At 25.9% G+C, this 22,019-nt stretch carries 39 protein-coding genes; 27 read left to right on the forward strand and 12 right to left on the reverse strand.

The features are described from left to right. Window positions 1–119 precede the first annotated feature (119 nt). The 5 genes from I6E17_RS02015 to I6E17_RS02035 all read right to left on the reverse strand — a co-directional run bounded on the left by I6E17_RS02015 (window position 120) and on the right by I6E17_RS02035 (window position 3,099). Window positions 120–578: a hypothetical protein gene (locus tag I6E17_RS02015; protein WP_235235180.1), complete on the reverse strand. Its 459-nt coding sequence runs from the start codon at window positions 576–578 to the stop codon at window positions 120–122. Continuing rightward, window positions 562–945: a hypothetical protein gene (locus I6E17_RS02020; RefSeq protein ID WP_235235182.1), complete on the reverse strand. Its 384-nt coding sequence runs from the start codon at window positions 943–945 to the stop codon at window positions 562–564. The genes I6E17_RS02015 and I6E17_RS02020 overlap by 17 nt, the downstream gene beginning before the upstream one ends. After that, window positions 933–1,991 carry a hypothetical protein gene (locus I6E17_RS02025; RefSeq protein WP_235235183.1) on the reverse strand — a complete coding sequence of 353 codons (1,059 nt, stop codon included), beginning with the start codon at window positions 1,989–1,991 and terminating at the stop codon, window positions 933–935. The genes I6E17_RS02020 and I6E17_RS02025 overlap by 13 nt, the downstream gene beginning before the upstream one ends. Before the next feature lie 219 nt (window positions 1,992–2,210). Next, complete coding sequence (locus I6E17_RS02030) at window positions 2,211–2,618, reverse strand: ImmA/IrrE family metallo-endopeptidase (RefSeq protein ID WP_235235184.1); 408 nt, start codon at window positions 2,616–2,618, stop codon at window positions 2,211–2,213. Window positions 2,619–2,637: 19 nt separating this feature from the next. Next, the gene (locus tag I6E17_RS02035) at window positions 2,638–3,099 is read right to left on the reverse strand and encodes a helix-turn-helix domain-containing protein (protein WP_235235185.1); all 462 of its coding nucleotides are present in this window, start codon (window positions 3,097–3,099) and stop codon (window positions 2,638–2,640) included. Between the two features lie 127 nt (window positions 3,100–3,226). Between I6E17_RS02035 and I6E17_RS02040 the strand changes: the two genes are divergently transcribed. From I6E17_RS02040 to I6E17_RS02160, 25 genes are all read left to right on the forward strand, one after another. After that, complete coding sequence (locus I6E17_RS02040; RefSeq protein ID WP_235235186.1) at window positions 3,227–3,463, forward strand: hypothetical protein; 237 nt, start codon at window positions 3,227–3,229, stop codon at window positions 3,461–3,463. A 35-nt stretch (window positions 3,464–3,498) separates the two neighbouring features. Continuing rightward, window positions 3,499–3,777: a hypothetical protein gene (locus I6E17_RS02045; protein WP_235235187.1), complete on the forward strand. Its 279-nt coding sequence runs from the start codon at window positions 3,499–3,501 to the stop codon at window positions 3,775–3,777. Window positions 3,778–3,792: 15 nt separating this feature from the next. Beyond that, window positions 3,793–3,987, forward strand: coding sequence for a hypothetical protein (locus tag I6E17_RS02050; RefSeq protein WP_235235188.1), 195 nt, complete (start codon window positions 3,793–3,795; stop codon window positions 3,985–3,987). Then, window positions 3,981–4,178, forward strand: coding sequence for a hypothetical protein (locus I6E17_RS02055; protein ID WP_235235190.1), 198 nt, complete (start codon window positions 3,981–3,983; stop codon window positions 4,176–4,178). The genes I6E17_RS02050 and I6E17_RS02055 overlap by 7 nt, the downstream gene beginning before the upstream one ends. Beyond that, on the forward strand, window positions 4,162–4,485 hold the full coding sequence (locus tag I6E17_RS02060) for a hypothetical protein (protein WP_235235192.1): 324 nt from the start codon (window positions 4,162–4,164) through the stop codon (window positions 4,483–4,485). Before I6E17_RS02055 ends, I6E17_RS02060 begins: the two co-directional genes overlap by 17 nt. 164 nt (window positions 4,486–4,649) lie before the next feature. Next, the gene (locus I6E17_RS02065) at window positions 4,650–4,808 is read left to right on the forward strand and encodes a hypothetical protein (protein WP_235235193.1); all 159 of its coding nucleotides are present in this window, start codon (window positions 4,650–4,652) and stop codon (window positions 4,806–4,808) included. A 9-nt stretch (window positions 4,809–4,817) separates the two neighbouring features. Then, on the forward strand, window positions 4,818–5,018 hold the full coding sequence (locus I6E17_RS02070; RefSeq protein ID WP_235235194.1) for a hypothetical protein: 201 nt from the start codon (window positions 4,818–4,820) through the stop codon (window positions 5,016–5,018). A gap of 9 nt (window positions 5,019–5,027) precedes the next feature. Beyond that, entirely contained in the window at window positions 5,028–5,333 is a 306-nt protein-coding gene (locus I6E17_RS02075) for a hypothetical protein (RefSeq protein WP_235235195.1), read from the forward strand. 11 nt (window positions 5,334–5,344) lie between these two features. Continuing rightward, on the forward strand, window positions 5,345–5,647 hold the full coding sequence (locus I6E17_RS02080) for a hypothetical protein (protein WP_235235196.1): 303 nt from the start codon (window positions 5,345–5,347) through the stop codon (window positions 5,645–5,647). Between the two features lie 12 nt (window positions 5,648–5,659). After that, window positions 5,660–5,797 carry a hypothetical protein gene (locus I6E17_RS02085; RefSeq protein WP_235235197.1) on the forward strand — a complete coding sequence of 46 codons (138 nt, stop codon included), beginning with the start codon at window positions 5,660–5,662 and terminating at the stop codon, window positions 5,795–5,797. Continuing rightward, complete coding sequence (locus I6E17_RS02090) at window positions 5,775–5,960, forward strand: hypothetical protein (RefSeq protein WP_235235199.1); 186 nt, start codon at window positions 5,775–5,777, stop codon at window positions 5,958–5,960. The genes I6E17_RS02085 and I6E17_RS02090 overlap by 23 nt, the downstream gene beginning before the upstream one ends. Further along, the gene (locus I6E17_RS02095; RefSeq protein WP_235235200.1) at window positions 5,950–6,618 is read left to right on the forward strand and encodes a hypothetical protein; all 669 of its coding nucleotides are present in this window, start codon (window positions 5,950–5,952) and stop codon (window positions 6,616–6,618) included. Before I6E17_RS02090 ends, I6E17_RS02095 begins: the two co-directional genes overlap by 11 nt. A 114-nt stretch (window positions 6,619–6,732) precedes the next feature. Beyond that, on the forward strand, window positions 6,733–7,017 hold the full coding sequence (locus I6E17_RS02100) for an HU family DNA-binding protein (protein WP_235235201.1): 285 nt from the start codon (window positions 6,733–6,735) through the stop codon (window positions 7,015–7,017). An 85-nt stretch (window positions 7,018–7,102) separates the two neighbouring features. Further along, window positions 7,103–7,243, forward strand: a complete 141-nt coding sequence (locus tag I6E17_RS02105; RefSeq protein ID WP_235235202.1) for a hypothetical protein — start codon at window positions 7,103–7,105, stop codon at window positions 7,241–7,243. 90 nt (window positions 7,244–7,333) lie between these two features. Next, window positions 7,334–7,723: a YopX family protein gene (locus I6E17_RS02110; protein ID WP_235235203.1), complete on the forward strand. Its 390-nt coding sequence runs from the start codon at window positions 7,334–7,336 to the stop codon at window positions 7,721–7,723. After that, on the forward strand, window positions 7,716–8,000 hold the full coding sequence (locus I6E17_RS02115; RefSeq protein WP_235235204.1) for a hypothetical protein: 285 nt from the start codon (window positions 7,716–7,718) through the stop codon (window positions 7,998–8,000). Before I6E17_RS02110 ends, I6E17_RS02115 begins: the two co-directional genes overlap by 8 nt. Next, on the forward strand, window positions 7,984–8,337 hold the full coding sequence (locus I6E17_RS02120; protein WP_235235205.1) for a hypothetical protein: 354 nt from the start codon (window positions 7,984–7,986) through the stop codon (window positions 8,335–8,337). Before I6E17_RS02115 ends, I6E17_RS02120 begins: the two co-directional genes overlap by 17 nt. Then, window positions 8,324–8,539, forward strand: a complete 216-nt coding sequence (locus I6E17_RS02125; protein WP_235235206.1) for a hypothetical protein — start codon at window positions 8,324–8,326, stop codon at window positions 8,537–8,539. The genes I6E17_RS02120 and I6E17_RS02125 overlap by 14 nt, the downstream gene beginning before the upstream one ends. Further along, window positions 8,539–8,820, forward strand: coding sequence for a hypothetical protein (locus I6E17_RS02130; RefSeq protein WP_235235207.1), 282 nt, complete (start codon window positions 8,539–8,541; stop codon window positions 8,818–8,820). The genes I6E17_RS02125 and I6E17_RS02130 overlap by 1 nt, the downstream gene beginning before the upstream one ends. A gap of 11 nt (window positions 8,821–8,831) precedes the next feature. Continuing rightward, complete coding sequence (locus I6E17_RS02135) at window positions 8,832–9,047, forward strand: hypothetical protein (RefSeq protein ID WP_235235208.1); 216 nt, start codon at window positions 8,832–8,834, stop codon at window positions 9,045–9,047. Next, entirely contained in the window at window positions 9,048–9,410 is a 363-nt protein-coding gene (locus I6E17_RS02140) for a helix-turn-helix domain-containing protein (protein WP_235235209.1), read from the forward strand. Then, the gene (locus I6E17_RS02145; protein ID WP_235235210.1) at window positions 9,411–9,965 is read left to right on the forward strand and encodes a dUTP diphosphatase; all 555 of its coding nucleotides are present in this window, start codon (window positions 9,411–9,413) and stop codon (window positions 9,963–9,965) included. Between the two features lie 16 nt (window positions 9,966–9,981). After that, window positions 9,982–10,152 (forward strand): hypothetical protein, encoded by a 171-nt coding sequence (locus I6E17_RS02150; protein WP_235235211.1) that lies wholly within the window; start codon window positions 9,982–9,984, stop codon window positions 10,150–10,152. A 43-nt stretch (window positions 10,153–10,195) separates the two neighbouring features. After that, the gene (locus I6E17_RS02155; protein WP_235235212.1) at window positions 10,196–11,206 is read left to right on the forward strand and encodes a tyrosine-type recombinase/integrase; all 1,011 of its coding nucleotides are present in this window, start codon (window positions 10,196–10,198) and stop codon (window positions 11,204–11,206) included. Between the two features lie 179 nt (window positions 11,207–11,385). Beyond that, window positions 11,386–12,300 carry a LysR family transcriptional regulator gene (locus I6E17_RS02160; protein ID WP_235235214.1) on the forward strand — a complete coding sequence of 305 codons (915 nt, stop codon included), beginning with the start codon at window positions 11,386–11,388 and terminating at the stop codon, window positions 12,298–12,300. A gap of 100 nt (window positions 12,301–12,400) precedes the next feature. On the opposite strand, the gene hcp is transcribed toward I6E17_RS02160, so the two are convergent. Beyond that, window positions 12,401–14,029 (reverse strand): hydroxylamine reductase, encoded by a 1,629-nt coding sequence (gene hcp / locus I6E17_RS02165; protein ID WP_235235216.1) that lies wholly within the window; start codon window positions 14,027–14,029, stop codon window positions 12,401–12,403. A gap of 157 nt (window positions 14,030–14,186) precedes the next feature. Between hcp and I6E17_RS02170 the strand changes: the two genes are divergently transcribed. Then, window positions 14,187–14,843: a Crp/Fnr family transcriptional regulator gene (locus tag I6E17_RS02170; protein WP_235235218.1), complete on the forward strand. Its 657-nt coding sequence runs from the start codon at window positions 14,187–14,189 to the stop codon at window positions 14,841–14,843. 76 nt (window positions 14,844–14,919) lie between these two features. Continuing rightward, a complete protein-coding gene (locus I6E17_RS02175) occupies window positions 14,920–15,615 on the forward strand; it encodes an ATP-binding protein (RefSeq protein ID WP_235235219.1) in 696 nt (231 codons plus the stop codon). Window positions 15,616–15,694: 79 nt separating this feature from the next. On the opposite strand, the gene I6E17_RS02180 is transcribed toward I6E17_RS02175, so the two are convergent. The 6 genes from I6E17_RS02180 to I6E17_RS02205 form a co-directional block, all read right to left on the reverse strand. After that, the gene (locus I6E17_RS02180) at window positions 15,695–16,654 is read right to left on the reverse strand and encodes a ketose-bisphosphate aldolase (RefSeq protein WP_235235220.1); all 960 of its coding nucleotides are present in this window, start codon (window positions 16,652–16,654) and stop codon (window positions 15,695–15,697) included. Between the two features lie 5 nt (window positions 16,655–16,659). Further along, window positions 16,660–17,556: a carbohydrate kinase family protein gene (locus tag I6E17_RS02185; protein ID WP_235235221.1), complete on the reverse strand. Its 897-nt coding sequence runs from the start codon at window positions 17,554–17,556 to the stop codon at window positions 16,660–16,662. A 27-nt stretch (window positions 17,557–17,583) separates the two neighbouring features. Further along, a complete protein-coding gene (locus I6E17_RS02190) occupies window positions 17,584–18,954 on the reverse strand; it encodes a PTS ascorbate transporter subunit IIC (RefSeq protein WP_235235222.1) in 1,371 nt (456 codons plus the stop codon). A gap of 44 nt (window positions 18,955–18,998) precedes the next feature. Then, window positions 18,999–19,274 (reverse strand): PTS sugar transporter subunit IIB, encoded by a 276-nt coding sequence (locus I6E17_RS02195; RefSeq protein WP_235235223.1) that lies wholly within the window; start codon window positions 19,272–19,274, stop codon window positions 18,999–19,001. Window positions 19,275–19,318: 44 nt separating this feature from the next. Beyond that, complete coding sequence (locus tag I6E17_RS02200; protein WP_235235225.1) at window positions 19,319–19,756, reverse strand: PTS sugar transporter subunit IIA; 438 nt, start codon at window positions 19,754–19,756, stop codon at window positions 19,319–19,321. A gap of 108 nt (window positions 19,757–19,864) precedes the next feature. Beyond that, window positions 19,865–21,889, reverse strand: a complete 2,025-nt coding sequence (locus I6E17_RS02205) for a BglG family transcription antiterminator (RefSeq protein ID WP_235235228.1) — start codon at window positions 21,887–21,889, stop codon at window positions 19,865–19,867. Window positions 21,890–22,019 lie beyond the last annotated feature (130 nt).

Raw genomic sequence — 22,019 nt, forward strand, 5'->3', positions numbered from 1 at the left:
TTTCTACTTATTTTTGTCTATTTTCATATAAAAAATTAAAAAATTTTTATATAAAATCAATTTATAATTTCCTTAGAAATAAAAAAGCCAGTGGTTAAACTGGCTTGTGGGTTGTTTTATTAATGATATTTAATTCTAAAGTCTTTATAATCATTTAATTCATATTCAAACAATGATTTTAAAAATATACTTTTCATTACTAATATATTTTCAGATTCCATATTAATATTGCTCATACATTCTTCTTCACAGGTATTTATAAAATTATTCAATTGCTTATATAAATCGTTATCAAAAAATTCAACTTTATAAAAAAATTCTCTTAAAGTATTAAACTTTTCTTTTAAAACAAGTAACTTATCTGTGTCTGACATATTATTATTTTTATAAATATCTAAAATATCTGAAAATATTTTCTCATAATCTTTTAAATCATTATTAAGTATATAATTTCTATACCAAAAATGCTTTGTGTCTGATTTCTTTGAATCTTTATATTGTTTTATGACTAAATATATTGTGGCTAAAGCTGCTAACGAAGAAATGACTGTTGCTATGCTATTAGTTATTTCTATCATTGTTGATATTTCCTCTTAATTTATCTAATAAATTTTCTGGATTTGTTTCTCTTAAAGCAGCTTTTATTCCATATTCTATATCTTTTTCAAATAATTTTTTAGTATCTTCATCTTCATATTCAAAAATATATCTATTTTTAAAATCTTCCAATCCACACTTTAAAATAGTTTTACTAAATAAACCTAGAAAAAAAGAAACATTCATTCCTACTAATCCTTTATTAACAAAAAATGTAAGTTTTTCTTTTTTTTCATCTTTAATATCTAATTGTAGAGATATTCTTGTGTCTTTCCCTTCTGGTCTTCCGTTAAAGTAGTTATGATTTGATGTTGGCAAATATTTTTTTAAGTATATTAACTTTTCCACTTTTCCTCCTCTTCTATCCAAGAACTTTTTAATGTGAAATCTAAAGATATTATAGCTCCTGGGAAAAACTCTGATAAATTCATGATTTTATCATTATTTTGTTTCTCAAAAATATTTTTATTTTCGTTAAATATTAGTATACCTTCATTATAATAGCTTTTATCATTTATATCAAACTGTATTTTGGTATTACCACTTATTAAACAAAACTTAGGAACAAAATCGTTACTACTATTTTTTAAATCAAAAAACGAATCAATTAATGAAACTGTCCCTGTTCCTCTTATGTCAAAACTATCTTTTTCATATTTTCTACTAATACTAGTTTGCAAAGCTAACTGTGTCCAAAACATTTCTTCAGTAAATTCTTCTGTAAAATCTCCATTTAATCTTTTATATATATGTGTATATTGGTTTAGTAATTCAAGCATATCTTCTGTTGAATTTTCTTTTAAGCCTTCATAAAATGTGTCTCCAAAGTTTATAAAAGCTAAATTTGCTTCTCCTACATCTCCATTTTTTTTAAAAAATCCAATTATAAAATATTGTGAAAATCTTTTACCTAAATGTTCTTTTAGATTCGTTAATATTTCTCCTACTAATTTATTAACTGCATTTTTACCATTATCATTTAAAAAACAATTTGATTTTTGTATGCAATTATCAAAAAAATTAGTAATATGACTTCCACAATCAAAAAAATAATCAAATTTAATTTCTTTAGAGATTGTTTCTATTCCTCTAAATTCTAAATCCGTTTGTCCACCAGCTACAAGTTGTAATATTTCTATTTTATCATTCATGCTTTCTACTTCTTCTAAAACAGGAGCATCCTTTCCATATCCTTGATATTTAAAAAAACCATTCTTCAGCAATAATATATTTACTTCATTGGTATCTGATATTACTCCTTGAGTGCAAATATCAATTTTCTCCTTTTTTGCTAAAGAATTTATATTCATTAATATTAAACTTAAAACAGTGGAGGCACATAAATCTAGTTCTATGCAATCTACCCATTTTAAAAAGAGTGATTTCTTTTTCATTACTTCTTTAAAAAAAAGTATTTCTTTTAAAACTTTAATCGTTTCATCAGAGTTTTTTGTTAATGAAAATATTTTAGGTATTTCTATAAAATATTTTTTAGCTTTATTTTTATTATTTATTTTCCATTTTCTTTTATCTAAATATTCTAAAAAATTACTTATTTTTATCCTCTCTCCTTAATATCCCTACAAATTCCCCTCGTAAATAAACTTCACTGTTTATTTTTTCATTTCTCTTATTTGTTCCAATAAATCTATATCAATATCTTTACATTCTTCATAATCTTCAGCTATTTCATCATAAAGTAATTCTGCAGCAAATTGATTAGCTTCTCTTTCTAAATAACTTCTTCTTACAATCTTAGTATTATTTAGTAAAAAATTTATACTATCTAGTTGATGATATAAACAATGTGCAAGCTCATGAGCACATACAAGCATTTTTGCAAAATCACTTAATTCTTCATTTATACAAATTAATTTTTTTCTTAGCCTTTTTATAGAATATCCTTTTATATCTCCTAAATCAGAATAAATAACTAATATGCCAAGATACTCACACAGTTTAAAAGGATTATTCGTACCATACTTTCTTTTTAAATTCCTAACTCTTAATGGAATATTCATAAGCTCCCACCCTTATAAATTATTTTCTTTTATTGGCATATTTAATTTTAAAGAATGCATTTTGTAAAGACTCAAATAATTTTTGTTTATCTTCTTCTGATACTTTTTCATCTTGGAAATATAAAACAGCGTCATTCATAAAATCATCAAATTGTAATCTTTCTCTTTTATTTAAATTTAAAATTCTAGGATCTAAATTTTCTTGTTTTGATTTTAGAACTTTATTTTCTTTTTCTAATTTTTTTAATTTATCCATTATTTTTTCAGGAACATCTTTATACTGTTCTGTCTCTCTTAAGATTTCTATATCGCTTGCAGGTAAAAAAGTTTCTAATTTTTTAAATAATTCTTCAGAAATTTTTCTCCTATCGTGTTCAAGATGAGTTAAAAATACTTGCGAAACACCTAACATTTCAGCAAATTTTGCAACAGTTAAACCTTTATTTTTTCTATAATTAATAAGGATTTCGCTACTTTTCATAATTGTTCCTCCTGCAAAGATTTTATATCCTTATTTTATAACAAAAAAAAGTTATTGACAAATAACTAAAAATAGTTATATAATAATAACGAAAACAAGTTATTAACTTTTATAGGAGGTTATAGAAATGACAAAACAAGATGTTTTAAAGAACTTAAAAAAATTAATAGGATTTGAATTTAATGCAAATGATGTAATTTGTGCTTTTGAAGACTTTGAAGAAAATGGAAAAAATGAAGTTATAGTAAGTGAAAGTTCAAACAATGGATATGATTTTACAGCTTATATAAATGATTATGATAGTACACAATTTTTATTTAAAGTGGATGAAAATAATTTTATAAATGATGTTTGGATTTCTTAAAGGAGAGTAGAAAAGATAAACAGGAGGAAAGTTAAATGAAAATAAATAAAAATGAAAAAGAAAAAAGAATAAACACATTAATAAAATTTTTAGGTAATTGGGATATTAAATTTATTGAAGAAATGATAACTTTTAGCTATTCATCATTATTTAATGAAAATCCTGTTTTCCCAGAATATAAAAAAGAAATAGAAATGTTTGTAATAGATGATAAAAATTTCAAATTTCAATCTAAATCATTAACAGAATGTTATTTAACATTTTATAGATGGGTACTTTCAGAAAAAATTGATAAGGATTTTATAGTAATTTAAAAGTGAGGCAAGAAAATGAAAGAAGTTAGTATTTACAAAGGAAAAAATTGGTTTGAGAAAGTAGAAAAAGTAAATGGAGAATATGTATTCTTTGAAAAAGAAGAAGATAATGGAGAAACACCTAATATTAAATATTCTTTATCAGAACTAGATAAACAAGTAAAAGAATATAAAAAGAATGGATACAAAGTAAAAATATATGATTGCTAGTAAAGGAGAAGAACACGACAGGAGTAGAAAAAATAAAATTAAAAGCACAGAAAGAATTTTTAAATCAAATTATAGAAAGAGCAGAAGCATTAAAAGATTTTTGTGATGTAGAAGATTATGAAAATATAAAAGAGGTTTTACATATGATAAATAAAATCGGAGGAGTTAAAAAACATGAAAATAGGCGATAAATTATCAAAATTCTTAGTAAAAAAACATTTTATAAAAAACTTTAATATTTTCTTATTATCTATATTTAGAGCTGACGGAAAATTAGAACATTTTACAATAGCAGTTAATGGAAATTATTTCACAATGTCTAATGAGATAACATATCCGAGAGAAGAAGCAAGTCGTATTGAAAGAAAAATACATATTTCAAAGCTAGAGCAAATACTTTTAAGTTCTTTACATAGTCTTAAAATATACGATTATAAAAGATTTTTCTTAGCTCAAGGAGAGGATAGTATCTGGTTAGATTTATACGAAAAAGATTAATTATTAGGCTGATGTTCTTGAAAAATTAAGGACATCTACAAAATAATTAAAGGGTTCAAGGAGGTTTGTAAAATGGTTGAATGGATTTTATGTATGTCTCAAATAGGTTTATTTATGTATTTAATGTATGGACTATTTCAAGAATGTAAGGGAGATGATAAATAATGAAAAAGTATATGAATTTTAAATATATAAATGGAGAATGTTTAATTTCTTATAAAATAAAAGATTTTGCAGTTTCTATAAAAGGTAAAGGAGTATCTGAAACAGCTAAGGAAGTAGCAAGAATTACAAATGAAATATACAATGCAGAATTTATTTAGGAGGAATAAATGACAGTTGAAGAACTTGAAAAATATGTTTTTGATGTAATAGAAGAACATTATACTTTTTTAAATACAGATTTAGTTATTTCTAGGATAAATAAAGATATATGGAGAATTAAATTTCCTTATAAAGATTTAACAGGAGAAGGAGAAACAAAAGAAGAAGCTTTAAAAAATCTTTTAGTAAAAATAAAAAATGTAGCATAAGGAGAAAAAATGACAAGTGAAGAAATGCTTATTAAAGCTGCTAAAAAATTAGAAAAATATAATATAGAACAAGGCATAGAAATAAGATATTCCGACGATGTTTTCCAAGCTTATGTAATGGAAGAAGACTTGCAAGACAATATGTTCTATGGAGACGGATTTACACTAGAAGAAGCACTTACACATCTAATCTACGATGATGAAGGTATAGACAATATAGAAGAAATATTAAGAGAAAGAGCAGAGGAAGAAAAAAGAGAACTTGCATATAAGAATAAAGTCTATTGGGATAAGCAACTATATAGGAATGCTTAAAGGAGTTGACTATGAAATGTGCTATGTGTGGCAAAGAATTAGATGAAGATATTTTTGTGTATCGTAAATTAATAGTATGTCATCAATGTGTGATGAAAGATTGCGAAAAAAATTTTGTTAATAATCTATATATAGACTCATATTTTAGAAATGTAGATAGATTTATGTGTGTTTATAATAGCTATTTAATGGTATACAAAAGAAAACTTAAAGATTCTTTAATAAAATATAATAAAACAAAGAATATGTTATATAAAATTGATATTAAATATTACAGTAAAAAAATAAAAGAATTAGAAAATTTAACAGAATAAAAGGAGTTGACTATGGGATATGAATATGACCAATGGAAAACGATGTCTGATTTAGATTATGAAGAAAGTTTTAAAACAGAAATTAATGATACAGAAGAAGATTTAAAACTATTTATGGAGATTATAAATGGATATACGACAAGTAAGTAAAGAAATGTTAGCAATAGCTGATATGATAGTTGAAATGAAAAAAAGGGGATTTAAAGAGCAATATCCAGTAGCTTATGAATTTGCAGATAAATCACTTGAAGAAAGAATTAAAAAACTTGAAGAAATGATAAAAGAAATAAGAGGAGATGAAAATGAAGATTAGAGACTTAAAAGCAAATGAAATTGATTGCAGAGTTCAAACAGTATCAGACAAAGGATTTTCACTTTTACTTTATAAGGACGCAAGAGTGGATATGGACATCTTAGATGAAACCTTTGGAATATTTGGTTGGCAGAGAATACATTCAAGAGATAATGCTAACTGTACAATTCTTATCTGGGACAAGGAAAATAAACAGTGGATTTCTAAAGAAGATACAGGTACTGAAAGTTTTACAGAAAAAGAAAAAGGACTTGCTTCTGATAGTTTTAAAAGAGCAGGATTTAATGTAGGAATAGGGAGAGAACTTTATACAGCACCTTTTATATGGATAAGTGATACAAGTTATCTAAAAGATAGAAACGGTAAAAAAACAGTATATGAGAAGTTTATAGTTAAAGATATTGAAATTGTAGATAAAGTTATTACAAAATTAACAATATCTGATAGTAGAAATAAAGTTGTATTTGTTTATGATAAAACAGGTAAAAAACAGCTAAATTTAAGTGAAGAAGACAGAAGTAAAATAATAGCTTCTATCATAAATAGAGTTACTGACCCTGATAATATGGAAAAAATATTAAAAGCATATGATGTAACAGGTTTAATACAACTTACAAATAGTCAATTAATAGAAGTAAAAACAAAACTAAAATTATAAGTGATAGCCTATGAAAAAATATATAACAGTTACAATACATCGTGGAATATTTGGTAAAAAGTTAAAAAAGTTCCGTATAGAACTTGAAAATAAAAATAAAAAGGAGATTAGAAAATGACAAAAAAAGAATTTGCAAAGGAATTATTTAAAAACTCAGGACTTACAACACTTACAGAAGCTGAAAGAGCAACAGAAGCTTTTATACAAACTGTAAAAGAACAAGTAGCAAAAGGAAATACTTTATTTTTTAGAGACTTTGGTATTTTTTCTATAAAAACTTCTAACAGAAAAGAAGGAAGAAATCCAAGAACAGGAGAAATTATTAAATTAAAACCTAAAAAATTTGTTAAGTTTAAAGCAGGTAAAGATTTTGCAAGAATGTTAAATGAAAAGAGATAGCATTTACTGGTAATAAATACTATCTCAAGGTGCTTATAGTTTGCCGACCGTAAGCACCTTAATTATATCATAGAGAGGTGATTATATGCCATTCCTATATAACATAATTTGTGATGATATTATTATTTTAAGAAATTTAATTAAAGAAGAAGCAATGAAAATAGCTGATGAACATAATAAAACACAAAAAAAGACTAAAAGATTTTATTATGTAGTTTTAGCTTAGGAGAAAATGTATGAAAATAAAAATTAAAAAACAAGGCTCTTTCTTAGTTGGAAGATTGAGCCTGTGGGAAAGGATAAAGAGGTTATTTAGATGAAATATAGAGTTTGGGATAAAAAAGAAAAACAGTTTATTGAAAATGTTTTCGTTATGCCTAACGGAAGATTATTGATGTTTACAAATTATCACTCTTTTAATAGTGAATGGGATTTTATAGATGATGAAGGTAGATATATTATTTTAGAATGTTCTGGGTTTAAAGATAAAAATGGAAAATATATTTATAATGGAGATATTATTAAATATACATTTATCAAAAAGTCTTTTTTTTATGAAGTTGAATATAATGATTCTTGGTTATTATCTAACAAATATGAAAATGTAAATATTTCATTTGCATTTAAGTCAAGACTTGAAATAATAGGAAATATTTATGAAAATCCTGAATTATTAGAAAATATTAGAGGTGGTTTAAGTGATTAAAAAATATAGGAAAAAACCAGTAGAAATTGAAGCAATAGAATTTATAGATACACCTGAAAGAATTGAAGAAATATTTAACTTTATGGAAAATGAAACAATGAGAGTTGACTATTCTATGTATGGCAGACCTGCTGTATTAATAGAAACACTTGAAGGAACTATGAGAGCAGAGGTTGGAGATTATATTATAAAAGGAATTAATGGAGAGTTTTATCCTTGTAAACCTGATATTTTTGAAAAAACTTATGAAGAGGTGGAAGATGAGAGCATGGAATAAAAGAAGAAGACCAAAACATCATACTAAAACTAAAGTTATATATTGTTGGATAATAGATAGAAATATATTTTATAGTCGTAATATAAAAAATAAAGAAATAATATTTAAGGTTTTGTTTAACGATACTACAGCTAAGATACTTGGAATACTTAAAGTACCTAGCTTTATAGTCTATAAAAAATCTGAAAAAAGAAGAAAAGTAGACATAAGATTTTTAAAAGAAAGGGCAGGAAATAAATGTAAAGAGAGATATTATAAAAGCAAAACATTTAATAAACTTTGTCGTATGTTAGCATTGGAAAAAAAGAAAAAAGGAGAAATAAATGTGGAAATGTAAAGAATGTGGTAAAGAAGTTACTGTTTTAGCAGTAACTCCAGTATTGTATGAAGTATTTTTAGATAAAAATAAAAAAATATTTGATTATGAAGATTACAGAAAAATAGATTTAAAGAATGCAAAAATAAAAGAAATACTTTGCGAACATTGTGGTAATGAAGGAAATTTAGAAGATATAGCAGAGTGGGAGGAAGATAAATAATGAATATTAATGAAGTGATATTTTGGTTAATAATATTCTTTTGTATAGCTTCTAGATGTGTCTTAATAATAGCATTTTACCATGAATATACTCATAATTTAAGAGCTAAAATAGAATTATATTCTGCGATAATAGCAGTTTTATTATCTTCAGAATTTTTTATGTTGTATATACTTTTTAGTTTTTTAGAATGTATCTTTGCAGTTACATCAAATAAAATTGAAAACTTTATTATATTTATAGAATCAAAAATAAAAAAATTTATAAAAATGTTTTTTTAGAGGTGGAATAAATGGCTTGGAAATGTAAAAGATGTGATAGTGAAAGTTTTATTTTAACAAAAATTGAAGCTGAAGAAAGCTTTGTTAAATTTAATAAAAAAGGAATTAGAGAGGAAATTAAAAAGACTAATTCTATTTTTAAGGAACAATTACAATGTGCAGATTGTGGAAACAAAGCAAGTGTTTATAAAAGAATAGAAGATATAGCTTATTGGGAGGAAAATTAAATGGAGTTTAAAGACGCTCTAAAACTAATAAGAAAGAAAAGAAAATTATCTCAACCTGAACTTGCTAAACTAATCGGAAAAGAAAGACAGAGTATACTTAGATATGAAAATGGTGTAACTAAACCGTCTGTTGCAACTGTTGAACTTTTATGTAAAGTATTAGAAGTTCCTATATATACATTAATGGGAGAAGTGGATATTTCTGAAATAAAAGATATTAAAAAACATTCAAAAGAATTAGATGATGTTTTTAGTAAGTCTAAAGAAATATTGGCTATTATAAAAGATTATAGAATTGAAGAACAGGAAGCAATATTAAATATTACTAAAGAAAGTTTAAAATTTTATAAAGAGGTGAAATAAATGCAGATTAAAAAACCTGAAACTTTTGAAGAATTATTAGAATTACAAAGAATATTAGATGAAAATACAACTAAAACAAGAGAAAATGGATTTACACCTAGACAAAGAAATGAAATTGATATAATTTTATCACTTGATGATGAATTACAGGAATGGCTAAAAGAATTACCAAGCGAATTAAATTTTAAAACTTGGAAGCAGAAAGAATATAGTAGAGATAAGGAACACGAAGAAATTACAGATATTTTATTCTTTATTCTACAATTAACAAATTATGAAGAATTTTATAAAATACCTTTTAAAAAATCTTTTGATGATTGGGTAGAGCCTAAAATAAAAACAGTGTACGAAACAGAACTAGAAGCTAGAAAAATAATAGTTTATTTTTTCAAAAAAGATTTATACCATGAACAATTTAGAGATGATATTTTAGAAGATTATAAAATGTTGTGTAATTGGAGAAAATTTTCTAAGCAGGATATTTTAGATAAGTATTTTGAAAAATGGCAGAAAAATATGGAAAGAATTAATAAAGATTGGACTTTGAAAAAATAAAAAAGTGAGGTAATATATGAATGATAAGATGTTACGAGTCAAAGAGGTCATGGAGATTTCTGGGTATTCTTTAAATAAATCTTATGGCATAATTAAAGACATTAAAAAGAAATACAAATTAAAATATCCTGAAGCATTTGTGCCGGAGAAAATTTTTAAAGAATATTTAGGACTAGATAAGGTGTAGAAATGCACCTTTATTTTTTCATTAGATTTTACAGGAGGTAAGAATGAAAAATCCAAACGGCTTTGGCACTGTATATAAAATGTCAGGTAAAAGAAGAAAAAAATGGAGAGCTGTTAAGACTATAAGATGGGAAGAAGGAAAGCAAAAAAGAATAACAATAGGATATTATGAAAGTAAACAGGAAGCAATGGAAGCATTAGGAAAATATATATACAATCCTAATGCAAAGCTAAAATTAAAAGATGTTTATGAAATGTGGAGCAAAACACATTATGAAAAAATATCTCCTAGAAGTAAACTAAATATGCAATCAAGGTATAATGTTTATGTTTCTAAATTAGATGATAAATATATATCTGAAATTACACTACAACAATTACAAAATTTTTTTAATAGTATAAATGCTTCTTCAAGTATATTAAATCACATAAAAGCATTATTAAGTATGATTTTTAATTATGCCGTAAAAAATGATTTTATTGAAAAAAATCCTATTAAATATATAGAAATAGGAAAATATAAAAAAGTATATGAGAAAAAAGAATTTACAGAAGAAGAAATACAAATTTTATGGAATAATTTAGATAAGCCTTTTGTAGATACTATTCTTATTCTTATTTATACAGGTATGAGAGTAGGAGAAATGTTAAATTTAAAACTAGAAAATATAAATCTTGAAAACAAAACAATATTTATTTCAGAAAGTAAGACAAGTGCAGGGATAAGATATATCCCAATAAATAATAAAATATTCCCTATAATTATTAAAAGAATGTACAATCAAAAATATTTAATAACAAATTCAAAAGGAGTGAATTACAGTTATATTTCTTATAAATATAATTTTAAAGCTACTTTAAAAAATATTGGAATACAGCCACATACTCCTCATGAGTGTAGACATACAACAGCTACTCTATTAAGTAATGCTGGAGCAAATCCTATAAGTATTGCAAAAATTATGGGGCACACTGATTACAATGGAATGACAGCTAAAGTTTATACACATAAAAATGAAATAGAGCTTCAAAAAGCTATGAGTACATTAAGCTAAAAAAGAGTGCTACTTGTGTGCTATCTATTGTAAAAAATACAAAAAATATGTAAAATTTAAAAAAGAACAAAATTATAAAACTATTATTTTTTAATGCATATTTATTTTCAAGGAATTTCAATATAAGACAATTTATAAAAAAAAATTATAAGTAAACAGTAAAAGGAGATTTTTAAAATATGACCATTAAACAACTGACATATCTTCTTGAAATTTCAAAATGCGGTTCTTTAAATAAAGCTGCTCAATCCCTTTATGTAACACAGCCAAACATTACAAAAGCTATTAAAGAACTTGAAAATGAGTTAAATACAACCCTGTTTTACAGAAATACTAAAAGTAAAAGTATTACATTTACACCAGAAGGAATAGAACTTCTATGGTATGCAAAAAGCCTTACAGAACAATTCAATATTATTGAAAACAGATTTATAAAAAAATTAAATTCTAATTATCAAAAATTTTCAGTTTCTACACAGCATTACTCTTTTGTTGTTGCAGGCTTTATTAATTTTATACAAAATAAAATGAGTAATAACTTTGAATTTATTTTAAGAGAGGAAAAAACACATGAAGTAATAGAAGATGTAAGGACACAGAAAAGCAGTTTAGGAATACTTTTTATTTCTGAGGAAGCACAGCCTTTTACAAAAAATTATCTCAATGCAAAAAATATAGAATTTTTCTCATTAAAAAAATTTAATCCTCATGTTTTTGTAAGGAAAGATCATCCTCTTACAAAATATAAAAGTGTTACTATGGAAGATTTAAAAAATTATCCAGCAGTATTTTTTGAACAAGAAGTAAATGCTGTAAACTTTTATGAAGAACTTTTAAACCTTAAAAGTTATACTAAATTAATAAAAGTTACTGACAGAGGAACTATTTATAATATCATACAGCACACAGATGCTTATAATATCGGAACAGGAAATATTGTAAAAGAAATAGGAAATGACAGTATAGTTACTATTCCTATATCAGAAAATATCCCTAAAATAGATATTGGTTGGATAAAATTAAAAAATGTAGCTCTTGATGAAAATATGAAATTTTTTATTAATGTCTGCAAAGATTATTTAAAATCAGAATAATTAGAGCTGTTGCATTTTCTAATTTATAAAAATAAAATTTTATTTTCGTAGATTTGCAACAGCTCCTTTTAAAATTTTTTGTTAAAAATAATATAATTTTCTATGATACAAAAAATTTTTCTATATCTTCTTGGACATTTCCTATTCCACTAATTCCAAAATTTTTCATTAAAATTTTCACTATGTTTGGAGATAAAAAAGCTGGTAAAGTAGGTCCTAAATGAATATTTTTTACTCCTAAATAAAGTAAACTTAAAAGTACAATTACTGCTTTTTGTTCATACCAAGCTATATTATAAATAATAGGAAGCTTATTAATATCATCTAAATTAAATGCTTCTTTTAATTTTAAAGCTATTAGTGCTAAGGAATAAGAATCATTGCATTGTCCTGCATCCAGTACTCTTGGGATACCATTTATTTCTCCAAGCTCTAACTTATTATATCTATATTTTGCACAGCCTGCTGTAAGAATAATAGTATCTTTTGGAAGATTCTTTGCAAACTCTGTATAGTATTCTCTTTTTAAACTTCTTCCGTCACAGCCTCCCATTACAACAAATTTCTTTATATCTCCATTTTTTACAGCTTCTACTATTTTATCTGCTAACTGAAAAACTTGATTGTGAGCAAAACCTCCTACTATTTCTCCTGTCTCAATTTCTTTTGGAGGCAGGCATTTTTTTGCTAAATTAATAATCTCAGAAAAGTCTTTTTCTTTTCCACTTATATGTCTGCAGCCTTCAAATGCAACAAGTCCTGTTGTAAAAATTCTGTTTTTATATGACTCCTTTGGAGGAACTATACAATTTGTTGTCATTAAAATAGGTCCATTGAAACTTTCAAACTCTTCCTGTTGTTTCCACCAAGCATTTCCATAATTTCCAACAAAATTTTTATATTTTTTAAATTTAGGATAGTAATGAGCAGGAAGCATTTCAGAGTGAGTATATACATCAATGCCTGTTTCCTGAGTTTGCTCTAATAACATTTCCAAATCTTTTAAATCATGTCCTGAAATAAGAATTCCTGGATTTTTACCAACACCAATATTAACTTTAGTAACTTCAGGATTTCCATAATTCTTAGTATTGGCTTTATCTAGCAATTCCATTCCCATTACCCCGTATTTTCCTGTTTCCAATACTAAAGCTGTTAGTTCTTCTGCAGAAATATTTTTATCCAAAGTTTTTGCCAAAGAATATTCTATAAAAATATTAATATCTTCATTTATTTCTTCTAAAACTTCAGCATGTTTAACATAAGCAGCTAATCCTTTTAAACCATAAGTTATCATTTCTTTCAAGCTTCTTTTATCTTCATCTTTTTCTGATAAAATACTTACTTCACTAATTTTTTTCAAATAATCATCTTTCTTAATAAAAATTAAAGCTGCTTCAGACAACTCTTTTTTATCTGATAATTTTAATAGAAGTTTCTCTTTTATTATTAAAGATTTTTCTATTTTATTTTTTAAATCTTCCTCGTAAAAATTTACATTTGTTATTGTAGTAAAAAGATTTTCTATTACTAAAGTATCAATTTTTTTAGAAACCTCTTTATTTTCTCTCCTTAACTTTGAAGCTATTTCAGATATTCCTTTTGTTATATATATTAAAAGATCTTGTAAATAAGCAATTTCTGAAGTTTTTCCACACACTCCTATCATTTTGCACCCTGTACAGCCTGCTGTTTCTTGACATTGATAACAAAACATTTTATTTTCCATATTTTTTCTTGTATGATAAATATATAAAAATATTTATCTATACAACCTCCTTCTGTTGTGATTTTGTGTTTGTATTGTAACTTATTTTATTGTATTTTTATGTTGCACATGCAACAGATAAATATGATATAATTTATTTAAAAATCAGGAGGATTTCATGGAAAAATTAGAATTTTTAAAAAAATTACCTATCTTTTTTAATTTAAAAGATGAGGAAATCATTTCTGTATTAAAATTTTTTAAATATTATGAAGAATCATTTAAAAAAAATGATTTTATCTTTGAAATAGAAAAAAAGATAGATAAAATAGGAATAATTATATTTGGAGAAATAAATATTATAAAAGAAGACTTTTGGGGAAATAGAAATATTCTAAATAAATTTAGAGAGGGAGAAATTTTTGGTGAAGTTTTTGCTCTTTCTAAAGCTTCATCAAATATAATGGTAGAGGCTTCACAAGATTGCAGAATTTTATTTTTAGATTTAAAAAATTTCTCTATAGAAAATAAAAAAAATTCTGAAGAAATTACAAAATTTTTATCTAATATTTTTAAAATTTCATTAAAAAAGAATATATTATTTACAGAAAAACTGGAACATATTAGTAAGAAATCTATAAGAGAAAAAATAATCTCCTATCTTTCAACAGAAGCTCAAAAAAATAAAACAAATTCTTTTTTAATAAAATTTGATAGACAGGAATTAGCAGATTATCTTTTTGTTGAAAGAAGTGCTTTATCCCGTGAACTTAGTTCTATGAAAAAAGATAGATTGATTGATTACAAAAAAAATCATTTTACTTTAATAAAATAGTGTGTTGCATCTGCAACATATTTTTATTTCTTTTTTATTTATAATATTCTTAAATTAAAGTTCAAGGAGGAATATTATGATAAGAAAAATTATAAAAATAGATGAAAAAAAATGTGATGGCTGTGGAGCTTGTGTAAAAGCTTGCCATGAAGGAGCAATAGAAATTATTAATGGAAAAGCTAAACTTTTAAGAGATGATTATTGTGATGGACTTGGAGATTGTCTTCCAAGCTGTCATACTGGAGCAATAACTTTTGAAGAGAGAGAAGCACTTCCATATGATGAAAAAGCTGTTATGGCTAAATCTAACAGTAACTTAAAACCTTCTTGTATGGGACATAAAATTGAAGTTTTTAAAAATAATTCTGAAGATAATATACAAGATGAATTTTATACAAGTAATTTTTTAAAAAGTAAACTTAGTCAATGGCCTGTTCAAATAAAACTAGTTCCAGTTAATGCTGAATTTTTTCAAGGAGCTAATCTTTTAATAGCTGCTGATTGCACAGCCTTTGCCTATGGAAATTTCCATAATGAGTTTATAAAAAATCACATAACTCTTATAGGATGCCCAAAATTAGATTCTGTTGACTACACAGAAAAATTAACAGAAATTTTAAGATTAAATGATATAAAATCTTTAACTGTTGTAAAAATGGAAGTACCTTGCTGTAATGGTATTGAAAGAGCTTGTACAGAAGCATTAAAAGCCAGTGGAAAATTTATTCCTTGGCAGATTGTAACTATTACAAGAGATGGAAGAAAAAAATAAGTATAATGACAAAAGGATTAATTTCTGCATTTTACAGAAATTAATCCTTTTTGGTAGTATAATAAATTCTATACAATTATTACTTTGTTTTAAAAACAGAATTTATTTTTTTCTTATAAAATTCTTTCATTTCTTCTCTAGGATATTCAAGAATTTTTTTCAAATCCATTTCTTTTGGATTCTCAGCAAGAGTTTTTCTCATGCTACTTACAAAAACAAGTCTTCCATCTGTGTCTACATTTATTTTTGTAACAGTTGATTTTGAAGCTTTTCTTAATTCTTCATCAGGAATTCCTATAGCATCTTTTATTTCTCCTCCAAATTCTCTGAATCTTTTTACATAGTCTTGAGGAACTGATGAAGATCCGTGAAGTACTATTGGGAAGTTTCCTATTTTTTCTTTTATAGCTTCTAGGATATCAAGTCTTAATTTAGGATCTTCTCCTGGTTTAAATTTATGAGCTCCATGAGCTGTTCCTATTGCTATTGCTAAAGAATCTACTCCTGTTCTTTCTATAAATTCAACTGCTTCATGAGGTTTTGTGAAAAGACTGTCATCTGAAGTATGTTCATCCTCTGTTCCACTGATTACTCCAATTTCTCCTTCAACAGAAGCTCCATATTCTTTTGCCATTTCTACTACTGATTTTGTAATTTCTATATTTTTTTCAAAGTCATATTTTGAAGCATCTATCATAACTGAAGAGAATCCATAATCAAGACAATCTTTTATCATGTCAATTTCTTTTCCGTGATCAAGGTTAAGAGCTACTGATATTTTTGATCCTTGTTCTCTTATTTCGTTTATAGCTCCTTTAATCATTAAAGGAAGTGTTTCTTTTCCTATATATTTTCTTGCACTTGCTGAAATTTGAAGAATTACATCACTTTCTGCTTCTACACAAGCTGCAAGGATTGCTTGAAGTTGTTCCATATTACAAAAGTTAAATGCTGGAACTGAATATCCACTTTCATTTGCTCTTTTAAACATTTCTCTAGTATTTTCCAGACCTAATTCTTTAAAATCATATTTTCTCATCTTTATTAACCTCTTTTTATTCTTTCTAAAACATCTTTAATTTCAGGGATTGAATTTCTTCCTCCAAGTTTTTCTACAGAAAGAGAAGCGCAAGCAGAAGCAAATTCTATATTTTTTTCAATAGAAAAATTATTACTTAATCCATATACAAACGCTCCATGGAATATATCTCCAGCTCCAGTAGTATCCACAGCTTTTGCTTTAAAAGCTTTGAATCTTTCTACTTTTCCATCTTTTTCCATTATAGAGCCTCTTTCACCCAGTGTAACTATTACTGTGTTTTTATTAAGTTCTTTTAATTTCTTTAGAACATATTCAAAATCTTTTTCTTCTATTTTTTCTAAGCCACAATAATCTCTTGCAAAATCTTCAGAACATACAAGGTAATCAACAATTGCCCCAAGAACCCTTGTTCCCTCTTTATATGTTCCTGCATCAAGAACTTTTATTGCTTCAGGGAATCTTTCAACAGCTTGCATTGCAAGTTCTAATTCATGCCCATCAAAAAGAATTATCTCAGGTTTATTTTCATATTGAAATTCTACTCCGTCAACTTTTCTTTCTTCTCTATAGTTTATAATTGTTCTTGAACCATTGCTTCCATTTGCAATTATAATGCTGCATGGAGTTACAAATTCATCTCTTATAACTATATTTTTAGTGTCTACTCCTATTTCATTAAGGTCATGTAAAATTTCACGACCATAGACATCATTTCCAAGAGTTGTAATATATGAAACTTGTTCTCCATATTTTCCTAACAGGTAAGAAGCGTTCCCAGCAGGACCGCCACTTACCATTATTCTATCTTCAGCTTTATATTTTCTATTTTCTATAGGGAAATTAGGTAAAAGATAAGTTATATCATATGCCGAATGCCCTACACAAAGTATTTTTTTCATAATTTATCCTTTCTGTTAATTCAGAAATTAATATTCATCCTTAGCATTTATAACATGAGATTTTGTTTTTATAAAGTTAGGAACAATTAAAACTACAAGAAGGACTGCAATTATTGCATATATTCCTATTTCTCCAATATTTTCAACTGTTTTACCTATTAATATTCCAAGAACTGCGAAGTCAAAATCTCCAAATGTTGTATTTTGGAATCCAATACTTCCAAGTACTGGAAGAAGTGCTGCTGGAAGGAAAGCAAGTAAAAGTCCATTTATAAATGCTCCTATTATAGCTCCTCTTTTTCCTCCTGTAGCATTTCCATAAATTCCTGCTGTTGCTCCACAGAAGAAGTGAGGTACAAGTCCAGGAATAATTAAAACTGCTCCAGCTGCTCCAAGAATTACCATTCCTATTACTCCACCAATGAATGAAGAAATAAATCCGATAAGTACTGCATTTGGTGCATATGTAAAGAATACTGCACAGTCAACTGCAGGGATTGCATTAGGAATAAGTTTTTGAGAAACACCTTGGAATGCAGGAATAAGTTCTGAAAGAATCATTCTAACACCATTGTAAACTATTGTAACTCCAACAGCGAAACTTAAAGCTGATGTAAGTGCAAAAACAATATAGTTAGTTCCATTTGATAAGTTAGTTTGAACATATTCAGGACCTGCTGCAAGTGCTGCTATCATATAGAATACAATCATAGTTATTGCTGTAGAAATTGTACTGTCTCTTAAGAAGTTTACTTTTTCAGGAATAACAATATCTTCTGTACTGTCTTCTTTATTTCCAACTTTTGATCCAATGAAAGCTGATAGATAATATCCTAAAGAACCAAAGTGTCCCATAGCAATTCCATCATCATCTGTTACTAAATCTGTATATTTTTGACCGATACTAGGAGATATTGCTGACCATGCTCCAAGTAAGAATCCTCCTACAAGTATTAACATTCCACCTTTTAATCCAGAAGTAGATAAAACTGCTGAGAACATACAAGCCATAAAGAAGCTATGGTGTCCTGTTAAAAAGATATATTTAAATTTAGTTACTCTTGCAATTATTATATTAATTACAAGTCCTGTTACAAGAATAAACATTGTTTCTTTACCTAAAAGATTTTGAGCTATTGAAGTTATAGCTTCGTTATTTGGCACAACTCCAGTTATTCCAAATCCATTTTCAATCATTTTTCCAAGTGGATCAAGGTTTGATACGATAAAACTTGCTCCAGCCCCTAACATTATATAACCTAAAATAGGTTTTAATGTTCCTGTTATAAGTTTGTTAAAAGGTTTTTTCAGAGCTAAAAGTCCAAAAAGTGATATAAGTCCCATTAAGAAAGCAGGGCTTGTTAAAATATCATTAGCAATTATTTTTAAAAAGTTCATAATTTTCTCCTCCTTAAAGTTAAAACAATTTTTTTAATTTAATTTTATTTTACTAACTCTTTAATTCTGTCTAGTACATCTTCTTTTATTTTCTTTTTATTAGTGTAGCTTCTTATTTCAGCAACATTATAATCTTTTAATTGATCTGCAAGTTGTTTTACTGTAACAATAAGATCTGCTCCTTTTCCTGCTACAGAGTTAAAATCTGAAGAAGCTACTTCAGCTTGAATTCCCTCTTCTTTACAAATTTCTTCAATTTTCATAGCACACATTAAGCTACTTCCTATTCCATTTCCACATACTGTTAAAATTTTTATCATTTGATTTCCTCCTTAAAAAATTCTGTTATATTATTTTATTTTAATTAAATTAACTCCATAATTTCATTTATTGATTCAGCTTTTACCATAGCATCTATTTTATCTTCATCATCTATTATATCCATAAGCTGTGTCAAAGTTTCTATATGTGATCCATTGTCAACTGCTCCAAGAACAAATATAAAATATACTTTTTCATCTTCATCTGTTTCATCTCCAAAAAATACTCCTTCATTTATTTTTAGAAGAGCAAGACAATTTTTATTAACACCATCTTCGGGTCTTGAGTGTGGCATTGCTACCTTTGGAGCAACCACTATATATGTACCAAATTTCTTCACATTGTTTATCATTGCTTCTACATAATGATTTGTAATTGACATATCAGCTAATAAAGGTTTAGCTGCTGTTCTTATGGCATCTTCCCAGTCTTTTACATTATCAACTATGTTAATTTTGTTTTCTAAAACTTTTTTTAACATTTTTATCATCTCCATTATTTTTGTTCAATTTTATTATATTTCATTTATAAAAAAAACGAAAGATTCTATTTAATTCACAAAAAAAAGAGAGGTGTCAATCTCTCTTTTTTAATTTGTGAAGTATTTTATTACTTCTTTTGGATTTTTTATCTTCATTAATTTTTCTTTAAGATTATTTTCTTCAATCTTATCTATTATATTTATCAACCCATCAAGATGTTCTCTTTCATCTTTTGAACAGAAAGATATTACCATATCTATCTTTTCTCCATCTATAAAATCTATTTTTTCATCATACATAACTATTGAAAATGCAGTCTTTTTTACTTTAGTTCTAGCTTTAGCATGAGGAAAAATTACATTAGGAACTAACAGAATATAGCTTCCAAATTCTTCAACTACCTTAATCATATCCTCAATATAGTCAGGTTCTATACATTCATCTTTTAAAAGAAGCTCTCCTGCTTCACTTATAGCTTCTTTCCAATTCTTTGCTTTTCCTTTTAACTTAATTCTCTGCTCTGATAACAGGTCAAAAATTGTAATTTTTTTGTGAAAAATATCATCTATTAATCTCGTATCAAGAAAATTTTTCAATCCTATTTTTAATTTATCTGAAACTTTTTCACCTGTATTTTTTTCAATAACATCTATAAGTTCAGAAAATAATATTTTTTTACTATCTCTTGGAATCGGATAACTGTCTAATTTTAAAAGATCTTCTTTTGTTAAAAGAGGACTGACTTTTATTATTTGTCTGTCTGTTTTAAAATTTTCAATAGGAACAGTTGTTAATATTACATCTATATCTGTCCTTTTATTAACTTTTTCTAAAAGATATCTTGGAATTGTATCTATGATTTCCACTCTGTAAATATCTTTTATTTGCTGTGCAAGAAGTCTTGAGCTTCCGTACCCAGAACCACACACAATTAAGACTTTTATTTTTTCTCTTTTCTTTTTAACATTTCTGTCTATAGCTGCTTTAAAATGAATTGTTATAAATGCAATCTCATCATTAGTAAATTTATTATTTATAAATTTTTCTAATTCTCCCACACTGCTTTTAACAAGAGAGAAAAGTTTTGGATAACTTTCAGCTACCTCTTCATAAATTGTGTTTTCAAGTTCTATTCCATTTTTTATTCTATAAATAGTAGGTTTTATATGATTCACAAGCCCTAAAATAAGAGTTTCATCATTTGAAATATCAACATCTAATTCTTTATTTACTTTTTCAATGAAATTTCTTACAATTATTTCTATCTCTACCCAATTTTCATAATATGAATATGAAATATTATATGTATGACTTCCTAAAAAGTAATCTGTTATTTTCAAATATTCTGCTTCAGAAAATTCAGTTTCATAGTATCCTTCAAGAAGGGCTTTTGATTTCTGTACAGATTCATATTCCTTAGTTCCCTTTAAAAAGTTTTCATTTTTAATAGATTTTATAACATAACCTTTTTTATTAAAATAAATTACCATTGTAAGATATCTCAAAATAATTCCATAAGCTTCATCTGAAATTATCTTATTCATCAGTTTCTGGCAATAATTTATAAAAAGTTTTAAACCTTCTTTATCAATATTTTTCAAATAACCAAAAATAATATCATCTAAAAATTTACTTTTCTGTTTTTTAGAAAGATATACAGCCTTTAAAGTGCATTGGCGTAACTGTTCTTCATCTCCTTTTATAATAAGCCCCTTTTTAGGAAGAAGATCAAGCTCTAAATTATATACCTCTAAAATCTTTCTTATGTCACGAAGATGAGTTTTTACAGTACTTTTACTTATTTCCAGTTCATCAGAAATTATAGTCTGATTTATTTCTCTTTCAAAACATATTTTTAAAAGTATATACAATTCTCTTTCTTTAGGAGAAGGAACATAACCACTATTATTTTTTAAAAAGTTTTCAAGAAATTCATAATTTTCAATCCAGCATTCACCTTTATTAAGAATAACTTTAAAATTTTCAGTTTCTGTTTCTTCTTTTATTTTTTCTATTTCATATCTTATACTTCTTTCACTGAGATTAAAATGCTCAGCAGCTTCTTTCAATAATATTTTATCTTTTTTATCCAATAAGAATTTTAATAGTTCTATAGATTTACTTGTTAGCATTCTTATCCCCTTTCAAAATATGAACAACAAATTAAAGTACTTATTTTTGTAAAATAATTATACATATTCATATTATACCCTATTCTCTTTTTTTGGGAAATAATTTTTTATTTTTTAAATACAAAAGGCA

The organism is Fusobacterium perfoetens (assembly GCF_021531595.1).
Taxonomy (GTDB): Bacteria; Fusobacteriota; Fusobacteriia; order Fusobacteriales; family Fusobacteriaceae; genus Fusobacterium_B.

Coding starts and splice junctions, on each gene's coding strand:
- I6E17_RS02015 (WP_235235180.1), bottom strand. CDS start 578: ATGATAGAAATAACTAATAGCATAGCAACAGTCATTTCTTCGTTAGCA.
- I6E17_RS02025 (WP_235235183.1), bottom strand. CDS start 1,991: ATGAAAAAGAAATCACTCTTTTTAAAATGGGTAGATTGCATAGAACTA.
- I6E17_RS02030 (WP_235235184.1), bottom strand. CDS start 2,618: ATGAATATTCCATTAAGAGTTAGGAATTTAAAAAGAAAGTATGGTACG.
- I6E17_RS02035 (WP_235235185.1), bottom strand. CDS start 3,099: ATGAAAAGTAGCGAAATCCTTATTAATTATAGAAAAAATAAAGGTTTA.
- I6E17_RS02040 (WP_235235186.1), top strand. CDS start 3,227: ATGACAAAACAAGATGTTTTAAAGAACTTAAAAAAATTAATAGGATTT.
- I6E17_RS02045 (WP_235235187.1), top strand. CDS start 3,499: ATGAAAATAAATAAAAATGAAAAAGAAAAAAGAATAAACACATTAATA.
- I6E17_RS02050 (WP_235235188.1), top strand. CDS start 3,793: ATGAAAGAAGTTAGTATTTACAAAGGAAAAAATTGGTTTGAGAAAGTA.
- I6E17_RS02060 (WP_235235192.1), top strand. CDS start 4,162: ATGAAAATAGGCGATAAATTATCAAAATTCTTAGTAAAAAAACATTTT.
- I6E17_RS02065 (WP_235235193.1), top strand. CDS start 4,650: ATGAAAAAGTATATGAATTTTAAATATATAAATGGAGAATGTTTAATT.
- I6E17_RS02070 (WP_235235194.1), top strand. CDS start 4,818: ATGACAGTTGAAGAACTTGAAAAATATGTTTTTGATGTAATAGAAGAA.
- I6E17_RS02075 (WP_235235195.1), top strand. CDS start 5,028: ATGACAAGTGAAGAAATGCTTATTAAAGCTGCTAAAAAATTAGAAAAA.
- I6E17_RS02080 (WP_235235196.1), top strand. CDS start 5,345: ATGAAATGTGCTATGTGTGGCAAAGAATTAGATGAAGATATTTTTGTG.
- I6E17_RS02085 (WP_235235197.1), top strand. CDS start 5,660: ATGGGATATGAATATGACCAATGGAAAACGATGTCTGATTTAGATTAT.
- I6E17_RS02090 (WP_235235199.1), top strand. CDS start 5,775: ATGGATATACGACAAGTAAGTAAAGAAATGTTAGCAATAGCTGATATG.
- I6E17_RS02095 (WP_235235200.1), top strand. CDS start 5,950: ATGAAGATTAGAGACTTAAAAGCAAATGAAATTGATTGCAGAGTTCAA.
- I6E17_RS02100 (WP_235235201.1), top strand. CDS start 6,733: ATGACAAAAAAAGAATTTGCAAAGGAATTATTTAAAAACTCAGGACTT.
- I6E17_RS02105 (WP_235235202.1), top strand. CDS start 7,103: ATGCCATTCCTATATAACATAATTTGTGATGATATTATTATTTTAAGA.
- I6E17_RS02110 (WP_235235203.1), top strand. CDS start 7,334: ATGAAATATAGAGTTTGGGATAAAAAAGAAAAACAGTTTATTGAAAAT.
- I6E17_RS02120 (WP_235235205.1), top strand. CDS start 7,984: ATGAGAGCATGGAATAAAAGAAGAAGACCAAAACATCATACTAAAACT.
- I6E17_RS02125 (WP_235235206.1), top strand. CDS start 8,324: ATGTGGAAATGTAAAGAATGTGGTAAAGAAGTTACTGTTTTAGCAGTA.
- I6E17_RS02130 (WP_235235207.1), top strand. CDS start 8,539: ATGAATATTAATGAAGTGATATTTTGGTTAATAATATTCTTTTGTATA.
- I6E17_RS02135 (WP_235235208.1), top strand. CDS start 8,832: ATGGCTTGGAAATGTAAAAGATGTGATAGTGAAAGTTTTATTTTAACA.
- I6E17_RS02140 (WP_235235209.1), top strand. CDS start 9,048: ATGGAGTTTAAAGACGCTCTAAAACTAATAAGAAAGAAAAGAAAATTA.
- I6E17_RS02145 (WP_235235210.1), top strand. CDS start 9,411: ATGCAGATTAAAAAACCTGAAACTTTTGAAGAATTATTAGAATTACAA.
- I6E17_RS02150 (WP_235235211.1), top strand. CDS start 9,982: ATGAATGATAAGATGTTACGAGTCAAAGAGGTCATGGAGATTTCTGGG.
- I6E17_RS02155 (WP_235235212.1), top strand. CDS start 10,196: ATGAAAAATCCAAACGGCTTTGGCACTGTATATAAAATGTCAGGTAAA.
- I6E17_RS02160 (WP_235235214.1), top strand. CDS start 11,386: ATGACCATTAAACAACTGACATATCTTCTTGAAATTTCAAAATGCGGT.
- hcp (WP_235235216.1), bottom strand. CDS start 14,029: ATGGAAAATAAAATGTTTTGTTATCAATGTCAAGAAACAGCAGGCTGT.
- I6E17_RS02170 (WP_235235218.1), top strand. CDS start 14,187: ATGGAAAAATTAGAATTTTTAAAAAAATTACCTATCTTTTTTAATTTA.
- I6E17_RS02175 (WP_235235219.1), top strand. CDS start 14,920: ATGATAAGAAAAATTATAAAAATAGATGAAAAAAAATGTGATGGCTGT.
- I6E17_RS02180 (WP_235235220.1), bottom strand. CDS start 16,654: ATGAGAAAATATGATTTTAAAGAATTAGGTCTGGAAAATACTAGAGAA.
- I6E17_RS02185 (WP_235235221.1), bottom strand. CDS start 17,556: ATGAAAAAAATACTTTGTGTAGGGCATTCGGCATATGATATAACTTAT.
- I6E17_RS02190 (WP_235235222.1), bottom strand. CDS start 18,954: ATGAACTTTTTAAAAATAATTGCTAATGATATTTTAACAAGCCCTGCT.
- I6E17_RS02195 (WP_235235223.1), bottom strand. CDS start 19,274: ATGATAAAAATTTTAACAGTATGTGGAAATGGAATAGGAAGTAGCTTA.
- I6E17_RS02200 (WP_235235225.1), bottom strand. CDS start 19,756: ATGTTAAAAAAAGTTTTAGAAAACAAAATTAACATAGTTGATAATGTA.
- I6E17_RS02205 (WP_235235228.1), bottom strand. CDS start 21,889: ATGCTAACAAGTAAATCTATAGAACTATTAAAATTCTTATTGGATAAA.